This window comes from Streptomyces sp. NPDC090499, assembly GCF_044769305.1.
In the GTDB taxonomy this organism is placed as follows: Bacteria; Actinomycetota; Actinomycetes; order Streptomycetales; family Streptomycetaceae; genus Streptomyces.
Genome location: NZ_JBIVXP010000001.1, coordinates 108,732 through 121,252, shown reverse-complemented (window position 1 = coordinate 121,252; position 12,521 = coordinate 108,732). Strand labels below are relative to the sequence as shown.

The window sequence follows — 12,521 nt, the reverse complement described above, 5'->3', positions numbered from 1 at the left end:
CCCTGCCGACCCCAGACAGAAGAGAGCCGATCGATGAAGAGCAGCATCCGCAGAAGCAGGCGCGCGGCCCTCGCCGTCGCCCTGGGTTCCGTGCTCGCGCTGACCGCCACCGCCTGCGGCGACGGCGGCAGCGGCAGCGCGGGCGGCAAGGGCGGCGAGGGCTCCGGGAAGGGCACGGTCACCTTCTGGGACAACAACGGCGGTGTCCGCACCGACGTGTGGAAGGAGATCATCGCCGACTTCGAGAAGCAGAACCCCGACATCAAGGTCACGTACGTCGGGGTGCCCGCCGCCAGCGTCCAGTCCAAGTACGACACCGCCATCCAGGGCGGCGGCCTGCCCGACGTCGGCGGGGTCACCACCGCGATGCTCGCGGAGGTCGCCGCGCAGGGCGCGCTGGAGCCGCTGGACAGTCGGCTCGCCAAGAGCCCGCTGAAGGGCGAGCTCAACGAGAAGTTCCTGGAGAGCGTCACGGCCGCCGGCGGCGACGGGAAGACGTACTCCGTGCCGACCTCGGCGAACAACGGCACGCTCTGGTACCGGACCGATCTGTTCGCCGCGGCCGAGTTGGACGCGCCGGCCACCTGGACGAACTTCTACGCGGCCGCCGACAGACTCACCGACCAGGCGAAGAACAGGTTCGGGTACACCATCCGGGGCGGCGAGGGCTCCATCGCCCAGGCGCTGGACGCCACGTACGGGCAGAGCGGGATCACCTCCTTCTGGAACGGCGACACGACCACCGTCAACGACCCGAAGAACGTCGCCGCCCTGGAGAAGTACGTCGGGCTGTACAAGAAGGACACCCCGTCCGCCGACGTCAACAACGACTTCACCAAGATGGTCGCGCAGTGGGATTCCGGCACGATCGGGATGCTGAGCCACAACCTCGGTTCCTATGCCGACCACGAGAAGGCGCTGAGCGGGAAGTTCAAGGGCATTCCGAATCCGACGCTGGACGACGGGACCCGGGTGCAGGTCTCCAACCCCGTGGACGGGCTCGGTCTCTTCAAGTCCGGCAAGAACAAGGCCGCCGCCTGGAAGTTCATCGAGTTCGCCGCCTCGCACGAGGCCAACAGCAAGTGGAACGAGTCGGCGGGGCAGGTGCCGGCGAACAACGAGGCGGCGCAGGACGCCTGGGTGCAGGCGTCGGAGCCGACGAAGCTGGCCGCCGAGGCGCTCAACGGGGCGACGACGAAGATCGTGCAGCTTCCCTACTACCTGCCGGACTGGAACACGATTTCCAAGGCCGACAACGAGCCGAACTTCCAGAAGGTGCTGCTCGGGAAAATGACGGCGAAGGAGTTCCTGGACACGCTGGCCGATCAGCTGAACAAGGCCCAGGCGGACTGGAAGAAGAACCACTGAGAGCTCGGCCGGTTTCGGTCCGTGGGGGACTGCGGGTCCGTTGTGGCTGGTCGCGCGGTTCCTCCCCCAGCCTTCGGCCGGGGGTACCCCCAGCGCCCCCAAGACAAAGACCTGAAAGGTGCACCCTTGTGTCCCTTACGCGCAGACAGGTGACTTCCGCGGCTCTTGCCGCCGTTCCTCTCGCCGGTCGGTCGCCCGGCAGGAATCCGAGAACCCTCTACATCGCCGGTGATTCCACCGCCGCCCAGAAATACGCCGACGCGGCTCCGGAGACCGGGTGGGGAATGGCGCTTCCCTTCTTTCTCCGGAAGGAAGTCGGCGTCTCCAACCAGGCCGTGAACGGCCGGAGTTCCAAGAGCTTCGTCGACGAGGGACGGCTGGACGCCATCCTCGCGACCATCCGGCCGCACGATCTGCTGCTCGTCCAGTTCGCGCACAACGACGAGAAGAGCGCCGATCCGACCCGGTACACCGAGCCCTGGACCACGTTCCAGGAGTACCTGCGGAGGTACCTCGACGGCGCTCGGGCGCGCGGTGCCCGGCCCGTGCTCGCCACCCCGGTCGAGCGCAGGAGGTTCGACGCCGACGGCAACGCCGTGCCGACCCACGGCGACTACCCGGCGGCGATGCGTGCGCTGGCCGAGCAGGAGCACGTGGCGCTGCTCGACGTCGAGGCGCTGTCGCTCGCGCTGTGGCAGTCGCTCGGGGCCGAGGCGACCAAGACGTACTTCAACTGGACCGACAGCGAGCAGGACAACACGCACTTCAACCCGCCGGGGGCCATTGCCGTGGCCCGGCTCGTGACGCAGGAGCTGCTGCGCACCCGGGTGCTGGCCCGGCACGACGTCATCCGGCTGCACGAGGACATACCGACGTCCTGGATCACCTGGCCACCCGCATAGCCGAGGAGAACCGCACAGTGCGTACACAGATATGTCATGGACGCGTCATTGGCGCGCTGGCCGGTTGCACGGCTCTCGTCCTGGCCGTGACCGGAACCGCCCAGGCCGCCGCCCCGCACCGGACCGCGCTCGACCGCCAGGTGCTCGCCGCGAACGACGGCTGGGGAGCTGCCACCACCGGGACCACCGGCGGGGCCGCCGCCGACGCCGCACACGTCTACACCGTCACCACCTGGGACGGGTTCAAGGCCGCCCTCGCCGACGGCGGCACCGCGCCGAAGATCATCAGAGTCAGCGGGACGATCGACGCGGACGGGCCGAGCTGCGACTCGTTCGCCGTGCCCGGCTACGACTTCGCCGCCTACCTCGCCACGTACTCGCCCGAGGTCTGGGGCCACTCCACCAACCTCGACAACGAGCCCGACGACAGCCCGGAGGGGCTGCGCCGCGCCTCCGCCGCCGCCCAGGACGCCTACATCAAGGCGTACGTCCCGGCCAACACCACCATCGTCGGCATCGGCAAGGACGCCGGCTTCAAGGGCGCCAGCCTGCAGATCAAGGCCGTCGACAACGTCATCGTCCGCAACCTGAGCTTCGAGAGCCCGCTCGACTGCTTCCCGCAGTGGGACCCGACCGACACCGCCGACGGCAACTGGAACTCCGAGTACGACAGCGCCGTCGTCTACGGGTCCACCCATGTGTGGATGGACCACGACACGTTCACCGACGGGGAACACCCGGACAGCACGCTGCCGTCGTACTTCGGGCGGATCTTCGAGCAGCACGACGGCGAACTGGACATCGTCAAGGGCGCCGACTACGTCACCGCCTCCTGGAACGTCTTCGCGGACCACGACAAGACGATCCTCATCGGCAACAGCGACAGCGCGTCCACCGCGGCCGTCGACCGCGGGCACCTCAAGGTCACCTTCCACCACAACCTGTTCTCCGACCTGGTGGAGCGGGCACCCCGGGTGCGGTTCGGACAGGTCGACTCCTACAACAACCACTTCGTCGCCGAGGACGGCTACGGCTACAGCTACGGCATCGGGATCGAGTCCCAACTCGTCGCCGAACACAACGCGTTCACCCTGCCCGACACCGTCAGGGCGGGCTCGGTCCTGAAGAAGTGGAACGAGTCGACGCTCACCGCCGACGACAACTACGTCAACGGTGAGCCGACGGACCTGATCGCCGTCCACAACGCCCAGATCCCCGCCGAGACCCTCACCGCCGGCTCCACCTGGACGCCGACCCTGCGGACCGAGGTCGACCCGGCGCAGGCCGTGCCACGCATCGTCGACTGCGGCGCGGGCGCCGGCCGCCTGCGCTGACGCGCGTCGCCCGCGGCCGGGGCGCGCACCGGAGTCCGCCCCGGCCCCACCCCCCACGGCAAGGAGTACCGCCACCCCTTTCCCTCCTCAAGGAGCACCCGCATGTCCTCGCTCCACCATCCCCTGTCCAGACGGGGCTTCCTCGCCGCGGGCGCCGGGGCGGGCGCCACGCTCGCCCTGACCGCCCGCCCCGCGCCCGCCGCCGCTCGCCCCTTCGGGCGGTACGGCTCCCCGGAGCGCCGGCGCACCCCGCTGACCCTGTACGTCGACCCGCACGGCCGCGGCGACTTCAGCACCGTCCAGGCCGCCGTCACCGCCGCCACCGGCAGCGGCTGGACGCTGGTCCTCGCCCCCGGCGTCTACCGGGAGACGGTCGCCGTCGACGCCACCCGCACCGAGGCCACCTGGATCGGCGCCGCCGAGAACCCGGGCGCCGTCGTCATCGTGTACGACAACGCGGCCGGCACCCCGAAGCCCGGCGGCGGCACGTACGGCACCACCGGCTCCGCCACCACCACCGTGCAGGCCGACGGCTTCACCGCCCGCTGGATCACCTTCGCCAACGACTGGCTGCGCGCCGACCACCCGGACATCACCGCCACCCAGGCCGTCGCGCTCAAGGTGCAGGGCGACCGCAGCGCCTTCCACCACTGCCGGTTCCTCGGCCACCAGGACACCCTGTACGCCGACTCGACGGCCCTGGGGGCCTTCGCCCGGCAGTACTTCGGGCGCTGCCACGTCGAGGGCGACGTCGACTTCGTCTTCGGGCGGGCCACGGCCGTGTACGAGCGCTGCCGCTTCCGCACCCTGAACCGGACCGACCTGGCGGCCGCCCCGTACGGGTTCGTCCTCGCTCCGTCGACGGCGGCCGCCAACCCGCACGGCTTCCTGGTGAGCCGGAGCCGCATCAGCAGCGAAGCCCCGGACGCCGCCTACAAGCTGGCCCGCCCCTGGGTGCCCAGCTCCGACACCACCGCCCGCCCCTCGCTCGTCGTCCGCGACACGTACCTCGGCGCGGGCATCGACGCCGTCGCGCCCTACACCAACATGTCGGACGCCTTCCCCTGGCAGTCCATGCGGTTCGCCGAGTACCGCAACTCCGGTCCCGGCGCGGCGATCAGCGTCCCCGGGAACCGGCCCCAACTCGGCGCGGAACAGGCCGGGTCCGCGACCCGGCAGGCCTACCTCGGTGACTGGACCCCCTGGCAGGAGTGCTGACATGCCCACCCGACGCGCCTTTCTCGCCGCCGGAGCCGCGGTGGCGGCCACGGGTCCGGGCCCGGCCCTCGCACGCGATCGCCGCACCCTGCACGTCCGGCCCGGCGACTCCGTCCAGGCGGCCGTGGACGCCGTGTCCGGGCCCGGCTGGACGATCGTCGTGCACCCGGGGACCTACCGCGAGGTCGTCGACGTGCCTGCGGACAGGCTCCAGCTGACCCTGCGAGGAGCGAGCCGCGACCCCCGGGCCGCCGTCATCGTCCACGACAACGCCAACGGGACGCAGAGACCGGACGGTTCGGGGACGTACGGCACGGCCGGCTCGGCCACCTTCACCTCGGCGGCGCCCGGACTGGTCGTCCGCGACCTCACCCTCGCCAACGACTGGCTGCGCGCCGACCACCCGGACATCACCGGGACCCAGGCCGTCGCCGCCTGCCTGACCGGGGACCGCACGCACGTCGAGAACGTGCGGCTCCTCGCCCACCAGGACACCCTGTTCGCCGACACCACCGAACTCGGCTCCTTCGGGCGGCAGTTCTTCCACCGCTGTCACATCGAGGGCGACGTCGACTTCGTCTTCGGACGGGCCACCGCGGTGTACGAGCACTGCCACTTCCGCACCCTGCAGCGGGACGTGGCCTTCACCCCCAAGGGCATGGTGTTCGCCCCCTCGACCGCCCGTGCCAACCCGCACGGGTTCCTCGCCGTCCGCTGCCGGTTCTCCTCCGGCGCGGAGGACGGGGCCTACAAGCTGGCGCGCCCCTGGGTGCCGACGTACGAGACCACCGCCTGGCCCTCGCTGGTCGTGCGGGACAGTCTCATCGGCCCCGGGATCGACCCCGTCGCGCCCTGGACGAACATGCGGGACGCCTACCCGTGGCAGTCCATGCGGTTCGCCGAGTACCGCAACTCCGGTCCCGGCGCGGTGATCACCGTCCCCGGGAACCGGCCGCAGCTCACCGCCGCCGAAGCCGCGTCGCACACCCCCGCGACCTACCTCGGCGACTGGCGGCCCCGGCCGCACCACTCCCTCTGATCGACGAAAGGACCCGCACGTCATGCGTCGAATCAGCACCTTCACCGCCGCGCTCGCCGTGACCACGGCGTCGCTCGGCCTCGCCGTGCTCGCCACCCCGGCACACGCGGCGACGGTCGTGGTCAGCAACTCCACCGACCTGTCCAACGCCGTCAAGAACGCCACCGCCAGCACGGTCATCCAAGTCCGCGGCGGCACCTACTACCCGACGGCCACCCTCCAGTCCACCGCCAACGGCACCTCCTCCGCGCCGGTCACACTCACCGCGTACGGCTCGGAGACGGTCAAGATCGACGGCTCCTCGCTCCCCTCCGGCCAGTGGATCTTCAAGCTGACCGCGGACTACTGGAACGTCTCCGACATCACCTTCCAGAACTCCCCGGACAGCGCGGTGGTCTGCCAGTCCTGCACCGGGACGAACTGGAGCAACATCAAGACCATCGACGGCGGCGACTCCGGCTTCACCCTGACCGGGGACGGGACCGTGAACAACACGGTCAGGAACCTCGACTCGTACGGCAACTACGACGCCGCCACGCACGGCCAGAACGCCGACGGCGTCGCCGTCAAGTTCGGCTCCGGCACCGGCAACCTCGTCACCGGGGCCCGGCTGTACAACAACTCGGACGACGGGATCGACCTGTGGTCCTTCTCCTCGCCGGTCACCGTCGAGCACACCTGGTCCTTCGGCAACGGCGTCAACCGCTGGGGCGACTCCGCCTTCGAGGGCAACGGCAACGGCTTCAAGCTGGGCGGCAACGGCGTCACCGTCGCGCATGTCGTCAACAACTCCGCCGCCTGGGGAAACTCCGGCAACGGGTTCACCGAGAACTCCAACACCGGCGCGATCGTCATCAACCGCACCACCGCCTACGCCAACGGCGGCTGGGGCTACTACTTCGCCACCAGCGCGGCCCGGCTCGGCAAGAACCTCGCGGTGGGCAACGGCAGCGGGGCGGTCAGCAAGGGCTCCTCGGTGGTGTCCGCCGGCAACAACTGGGACAGCGGCATCAGCACCCCCGCCTTCAAGTCGACGGACGCCTCGACGACGTACAACGCCCGCCAGTCGGACGGGTCGCTGCCGGCGACCACCTTCCTGACGACGGGGAGCACGACCATCGGGGCGACCATGGACTAGGGCCCGCCTCCTCGGTCACTGCCTGCGCCGGGACCTCCGTGCGGATGTCCCGGCGCATCCGGTCGACCGACCGACCCGCCGACCAGGCACCTGCTAGATGCCGGCCCCGGTGCGGGGACGGCTCCGGGGGCGGACGGTCATCCGCAGGGTGTGCGGCCGCACGGTGAGCCGGGCGACCTGGCGGACGACCTGGCCCTCGGAGAGTTCCAGCCGTACCGAACGCAGCATCGTCGCGAGCGCCGTGACCATCTCGGTGAGGGCGAGACGGTCCCCCATGCACCTGTGCTTGCCGTCCCCGAAGGGCAGGAACGCCCCCGGCGGCAGCTCCTGCGCGGGGTCGGCCCACCGGTCCGGCGAGAAGGCCTGCGGGTCGGGGAAGCGCTCGGGGTCGCGGTGCAGGGCGTGCTGGCAGTAGGCCAGTTCGGTGCCGGCGGGCAGCGTCCACCTGCCGAGCCGGGTCTCCTCGGTGGTGCGGCGGGTGACCAGCCAGCCGGGGTGGTGCAGCCGCAGGGTCTCGGTGATCACCCGGTTCAGGTACGGCAGCCGGGGCACGTCGTCGAAGGCGACCGGCCGGTCACCGAGGACCTCTGCCAGCTCGGCCAGGACCCGGGCCTCGATGTCGGGGTGGCGGGCGAGTTCGTAGAGGGCCCAGGACAGCACCGACGCGGTGGTCTCGGTGCCCGCGACGGCCAGGGTGAGGATCTCGGAGCAGATCTGATGCCCGGTCAGCGGCTCGCCGGTCTCCTCGTCGACGGCGCGCAGCAGCATGGAGAGCATGTCCCCGGTGTCGTGCCCGGAGGCCTGCAGCTCGTCGACGGCGGTGTTGATGGTGGCGCGCACGCCGGCCCTGGCCCGGTCGAAGCGGCGGTTGAAGGGCAGCGGCAGGCGCTCGGCCCAGTCGGGCACCATGATGCGGACGCCCACGTCGTTCAGCACCACCGACAGGTCGCTGCGCAGCCGGCGGAAGACGGCGTCGTCGAGGCTCCCGGCGAACACCGTCCTGGCCAGCATGTCCAGGCTGAGCCCGACCATCGCCTCGCGTACGTCGAGGGTCCGTCCGAGCTGCCAGCCGGCGACCGTGGCCGTCACCTCGCCGCGCATGAGGTCGACGTACCGGCTGATCTCGGTGTGGGCGAACGCCGGTTGCAGCTGGCGGCGTTTGCGTACGTGGTTGCGGCCGACGGCGGTGACGACACTGTCGCCCAGCAACTGGCCCAGCTTGTCGTAGAGCCGGCCCTTGTCGAGGGTGGGCCCCAGGGCCTTGAGCATCTGATGGATCAGGGCCGGGTCCTGGACCACGATGGTGCGCGTCCCGGGTTGCAGGACGATCTCGACGAGTGGCTCCCGCGTCTCGCGCAGCGAGTCGATGAAGCCGAGGTTGTCGCGCATCTTCAGCGCGTGACCGATGAACGGAAACGATCCTGCGGCTCGGGGTATGGGGGGAGGCGCGGTGGACGTCACGGGTCATCCCTTCGCGGCAATCATGGGCGCCCCTATGACTTCCCTGAGCCTTCCGCGACGCAATCCTGTCGTGAACGTGTCCTGTACCACGTGGCACGAGCCGGAAGCGCACCCCACCGCCCCCATGTCCCGCGCCTGCACGACGTCCCCGGCCCGGCCGGACCGCTCCGGCCGTTGTCCGTACGGGTGGTGAGTATCGATCGGATAACACGCTCGCCGAATTCCGTGTGATGCGCGTAGACATGGCGTGACCTGGTGCGACACCCACCCAACTCAGACGCGGAGATTCCATGCGGAAATCACTTAGAGCGGTCGCTGCCATCGCTGCATGTGCGCTCGCCGGCGGTGCCCTCTACGGCGCCGGTGCCGCCACGGCCGGCCAGTCGACCGCGAACTCCACCCACGAGCCGTACAACATCGGGCTCCTGGTGAAGGACATCGACACCTACTACGGCACCGCCGCCGACGCCAACGGCGTCTACCAGGCCTCGCCGACCAGCCCGTACGCCAAGGACCTGGCGCGCATCGACGCGGACGCCAAGCGCTACATCGACCGGGCCGCGCGCAAGGCGCACCGCAAGGGCGAGAAGCCCGCGGTCGTCTTCGACATCGACGACACGCTGCTGCTCAGCCTGGACTACGAGAAGCGCTACAACTACACGTACAACAGCGCCACCTGGGCGGCCTACGTCAACAAGGCCGACCGTCCGGGCGTCTTCGGCAGCGCCGAGCTCGTCCAGTACGCGGCGAAGGCGGGCGTGGAGGTCTTCTACAACTCCGGCCTCAGCGAGGCGCAGCGGACCGCCGCGGTCGAGAACCTGAAGAAGATCGGCGCCGACGTCAACCTCGACAGCGCGCACATGTTCCTCAAGGACGCTGCCAACCCGCCGTCGTACCTGAGCGGTTGCGCCACCGCGGGCAGCTGGACCTGCACGACCGTGCAGTACAAGTCCGGCACCCGCAAGCACATCGAGAAGGACCTCGGGTACGACATCGTCGCCAACTTCGGCGACCAGTACTCGGACCTGGACGGCGGCCACGCGGACCGCACCTACAAGCTGCCGAACCCGACGTACTTCGTGTCGTAACCGGGAGGGACGGCAACCCTTTCCGGTCACGGCGGCGACTGGGAGACAGAAACGGGCCGGGGCGGCCCCTCCGGCCCGTTTCGCTCCCACGTCGGACACGTCCAGCACGTACAGCACGTCAAGGACGCCAAGGAAAGGAACGGCCCGTGCGCTTCAGCACCGGACGCCACCGCAGGACGCGTACCCTCTCGATCGCCGCGGCGGTGGCCGTCGCCGCGGGGGCGTCGGGCGTCTACCTCGGCCTGTCGAACGGCGGTGCCCAGGCCGCCACCAGCACCGTCACCGTCTCCACCACCGCCCAGCTGGAGTCGGCCGTGGCGAACGCCGCCGCCGGTACCGTCATCCAGGTGCGCGCGGGCACCTACTCCCCGACCGCCACCCTCAAGTCCACGGCGAGCGGCACGAGTTCCAACCGCATCACGCTCAAGGCGTACAGCGGCGAGAAGGTGCGGATCGACGGCTCCAAGCTGCCCGCCGGGCAGTGGCTGACCGGGATCTACGGCAGCTACTGGACCGTCCAGGACCTCACCTTCCAGAACTCCCCGGCCCAGGGCTTCGTCGTCACCTCCTCCACGGGCGGGATCTTCAGCAACCTCGTCACCGCGGACAACGGCGACTCCGGATTCACGCTGCGCGGCGACAACACCGTGAACAACCTCGTCCAGAACCTGGACAGTTACGGGAACTACGACAAGTCCGGGCACGGGCAGAACGCCGACGGCATCGCCATCAAGTTCGGCTCGGGCACCGGCAACAAGGTGACCGGCGCGCGCCTGTACGACAACTCGGACGACGGCCTCGACCTGTGGCAGTTCTCGTCGCCCGTCAGGATCGAGCACAGCTGGGCCTTCGGCAACGGCAAGAACCGGTGGAACGACTCCGCGTTCGAGGGCAACGGCAACGGGTTCAAGCTGGGCGGCGGGGGCGTCGCCGTCGCGCACGTCGTCAACGACGACGCGGCCTGGGACAACACGCTGAACGGGTTCACCGAGAACTCCAACACCGGGGCGATCGTCCTCAACCGCAACACCGCCTACGCGAACGCCCAGGCCGGGTTCTTCTTCGAGACCGGCAAGGCGCGGCTGGCGCGGAACCTGGCGGTGGGCAACGGGGGCGGGGCGGACAAGCTGGGGTCCAGGGCGGTGTCGGCGGCGAACAGCTGGGACGGCGGGGTGAGTGTGCCGGCGTTCAGGTCGACGGATGCGACGTCCGCGTACGCGGCGCGGCCGACGAGTGGAGCGTTGCCGGTGACGGTGTTTCTGACCACCGGGTCCACGGTCATCGGATCCACCATGAACTGACGGGTGCGTCGCGGGGTGCGCGGCCGTCGGGGCTGGTCGCGCAGTTCCTCCCCCAGTCTTCGACCGGGGGTGCCCCCAGCGCCCCTGAAGGGCGCGGAGAGGTGCTGTTTCCCTATGAGTCGCCGTCGGCTGTCGTGTGCGTCGCGAAGCCGCCCGTCACCGCGTACTGCTTGCCCGCCGCCGTGCCCGTGATCGTGTAGCTGTCGTTCTTCGCGTCGCGGCCGCCCTGCTGGTGGTTGTACTGGCCCGCGAAGACCCACTCGCCGACGGCGACCCTGCTGCCGGGCTTGAGCGTCCACGTGTAGACGAGGAAGCCGCCCTGTTCGGCGACCGACTGGGTGAAGTCGGTCTCCGGCAGGGAGCGCCAGGCCCCGGCGTCGGACACCCCACCGGTCTGGGCCACCTTCAACCGCACCGTGAGTGCGGTCAGTTGCGCGGAGGTCTTCAGGGTCACGTCGGACTGTGCCCAGAAGTCGTTGCTGTGCGGGTCCACCGAGCCGTCCGACCAGAGCGGGCCGTCCTGCTCGCCCTCGGCGACGGGGGCCGCGGGGGTGGCGGAGGCCTTCGGGGTCGGCGAGGGCGTCGAACTCGCCCGGGGGGACGGGTGGGCCGGGGGCGCGCTGGGGGCCGGCGGGGCGGCCGTACGGGACGGGGGGCGGCTGGTGGCGTCCGGGGACGCGGAGGGCGTGGGGGACACCGCGACCGTCTTCTCGGTGGGCGGGTCCTGCACGGCCGAGGCGACCGCGTAGCCGCCGATGCCGAGGACCGCGGCGACCGCGGCCGTGGCGCCGACCACCCGGACCCAGCCGAACACGGGCGGAAGGGTGGCGCGATGGTCCGGGCGGTCCTGTGCGGCCATGCCCCGCTCGACCCGGGCCAGGATGCGGGCGCGGTCCGGTTCGTGCGTCTCGGCCGCCTCGTGCAGCCGGGCGCGCAGCTCGTCGTGCACGTCCTGCTGCCTCATCGCTTCCTTCCTCCGCTCTCACCGGTCCGCGGCACCATCGCCGCGTGCACCCGCTGCGGAACACCCTGGGAGTCGCCCAGCAGCCGCTGCAGCTCCGCCATGCCCTTCGACGTCTGGCTCTTAACGGTACCCACCGAGATCCCCAGGGCGAGTGCGGTGTCCTTCTCCGACAGGTCGAACGCGTGCCGGAGCACCACGCACGCCCGCTTGCGGAACGGCAGCCGGGCCAGCGCCCCCTGGACGTCGACCACTCCGGCGACGTCCGGGTTCTCGGTGGTCTCCTCGCGGTGCGACCAGAACAGGGCGATACGGCGCCGCTCGCGCACGGCGCTGCGGATGCGGGTGCGGGCCAGGTTGGCGACGACGCCCCGGGCGTAGGCCACCGGGTGGTCGGCGGCCCGCACCCGGTCCCAGCGGTGCCACAGCGCCAGCAGGGCGTCGGCGGCCAGGTCGTCGGCGGCGTCCGCCTCACCGGTCAACAAGTGGGCGAGACGCGAGAGTTCGGCGTAGTGGCGTTCGAAGAAGGCATGGAACTCCACGGAGGCGGCGTCGTCGACGACTGTGCCCACGGGTGACCTCTTCTGTCAGGGAATCTGTGTCATGTAGATGACATGAGACGGCTTGCACGGATCCGGAGGAACGTTCCGGCGAGATCCGGAGCGTAGCAGTGATCATTTCGTGTACGTCGTACGGGGGTTCGATGTGTCT

The 12,521-nt window shown here is 70.4% G+C and carries 11 protein-coding genes; 8 read left to right on the top strand and 3 right to left on the bottom strand.

Features of this window, described 5'->3' with window-relative positions; genetic code table 11:
• The first annotated feature begins 33 nt into the window (after positions 1-33).
• The 6 genes from ACIQVL_RS00585 (at position 34) to ACIQVL_RS00560 (ending at position 6,999) form a co-directional block, all read left to right on the top strand.
• A complete protein-coding gene (locus ACIQVL_RS00585; protein ID WP_403473894.1) occupies positions 34-1,368 on the top strand; it encodes an ABC transporter substrate-binding protein in 1,335 nt (444 codons plus the stop codon).
• A gap of 128 nt (positions 1,369-1,496) precedes the next feature.
• Positions 1,497-2,270, top strand: coding sequence for a rhamnogalacturonan acetylesterase (locus tag ACIQVL_RS00580; RefSeq protein ID WP_403473893.1), 774 nt, complete (start codon positions 1,497-1,499; stop codon positions 2,268-2,270).
• 17 nt (positions 2,271-2,287) lie between these two features.
• Positions 2,288-3,604: a polysaccharide lyase family 1 protein gene (locus tag ACIQVL_RS00575; RefSeq protein ID WP_403435291.1), complete on the top strand. Its 1,317-nt coding sequence runs from the start codon at positions 2,288-2,290 to the stop codon at positions 3,602-3,604.
• Positions 3,605-3,706: 102 nt separating this feature from the next.
• The gene (locus ACIQVL_RS00570; RefSeq protein ID WP_403473892.1) at positions 3,707-4,822 is read left to right on the top strand and encodes a pectinesterase family protein; all 1,116 of its coding nucleotides are present in this window, start codon (positions 3,707-3,709) and stop codon (positions 4,820-4,822) included.
• A gap of 1 nt (position 4,823) precedes the next feature.
• Entirely contained in the window at positions 4,824-5,861 is a 1,038-nt protein-coding gene (locus ACIQVL_RS00565) for a pectinesterase family protein (protein ID WP_403473891.1), read from the top strand.
• 22 nt (positions 5,862-5,883) lie between these two features.
• Complete coding sequence (locus ACIQVL_RS00560) at positions 5,884-6,999, top strand: pectate lyase (protein WP_403473890.1); 1,116 nt, start codon at positions 5,884-5,886, stop codon at positions 6,997-6,999.
• Between the two features lie 93 nt (positions 7,000-7,092).
• On the opposite strand, the gene ACIQVL_RS00555 is transcribed toward ACIQVL_RS00560, so the two are convergent.
• Positions 7,093-8,460 (bottom strand): cytochrome P450, encoded by a 1,368-nt coding sequence (locus tag ACIQVL_RS00555; RefSeq protein WP_403435297.1) that lies wholly within the window; start codon positions 8,458-8,460, stop codon positions 7,093-7,095.
• 290 nt (positions 8,461-8,750) lie between these two features.
• On the opposite strand from ACIQVL_RS00555, the gene ACIQVL_RS00550 reads away from it, so the two are divergent.
• The gene (locus tag ACIQVL_RS00550) at positions 8,751-9,548 is read left to right on the top strand and encodes an HAD family acid phosphatase (RefSeq protein ID WP_403473889.1); all 798 of its coding nucleotides are present in this window, start codon (positions 8,751-8,753) and stop codon (positions 9,546-9,548) included.
• A 146-nt stretch (positions 9,549-9,694) separates the two neighbouring features.
• Entirely contained in the window at positions 9,695-10,849 is a 1,155-nt protein-coding gene (locus ACIQVL_RS00545) for a right-handed parallel beta-helix repeat-containing protein (protein ID WP_403435301.1), read from the top strand.
• Positions 10,850-10,961: 112 nt separating this feature from the next.
• Here the strand turns inward: ACIQVL_RS00545 and ACIQVL_RS00540 are convergent, their stop codons facing one another.
• Together ACIQVL_RS00540 and ACIQVL_RS00535 are read right to left on the bottom strand one after the other, a co-directional pair.
• Positions 10,962-11,813: a hypothetical protein gene (locus ACIQVL_RS00540; RefSeq protein ID WP_403473888.1), complete on the bottom strand. Its 852-nt coding sequence runs from the start codon at positions 11,811-11,813 to the stop codon at positions 10,962-10,964.
• Positions 11,810-12,382 (bottom strand): SigE family RNA polymerase sigma factor, encoded by a 573-nt coding sequence (locus ACIQVL_RS00535; RefSeq protein WP_403435305.1) that lies wholly within the window; start codon positions 12,380-12,382, stop codon positions 11,810-11,812. The genes ACIQVL_RS00540 and ACIQVL_RS00535 overlap by 4 nt, the downstream gene beginning before the upstream one ends.
• Positions 12,383-12,521 lie beyond the last annotated feature (139 nt).

Excerpts from the sequence above, each read along its gene's own strand:
- ACIQVL_RS00585 (WP_403473894.1), top strand. The coding sequence starts at position 34 with ATGAAGAGCAGCATCCGCAGAAGCAGGCGCGCGGCCCTCGCCGTCGCC.
- ACIQVL_RS00570 (WP_403473892.1), top strand. The coding sequence starts at position 3,707 with ATGTCCTCGCTCCACCATCCCCTGTCCAGACGGGGCTTCCTCGCCGCG.
- ACIQVL_RS00565 (WP_403473891.1), top strand. The coding sequence starts at position 4,824 with ATGCCCACCCGACGCGCCTTTCTCGCCGCCGGAGCCGCGGTGGCGGCC.
- ACIQVL_RS00560 (WP_403473890.1), top strand. The coding sequence starts at position 5,884 with ATGCGTCGAATCAGCACCTTCACCGCCGCGCTCGCCGTGACCACGGCG.
- ACIQVL_RS00550 (WP_403473889.1), top strand. The coding sequence starts at position 8,751 with ATGCGGAAATCACTTAGAGCGGTCGCTGCCATCGCTGCATGTGCGCTC.
- ACIQVL_RS00540 (WP_403473888.1), bottom strand. The coding sequence starts at position 11,813 with ATGAGGCAGCAGGACGTGCACGACGAGCTGCGCGCCCGGCTGCACGAG.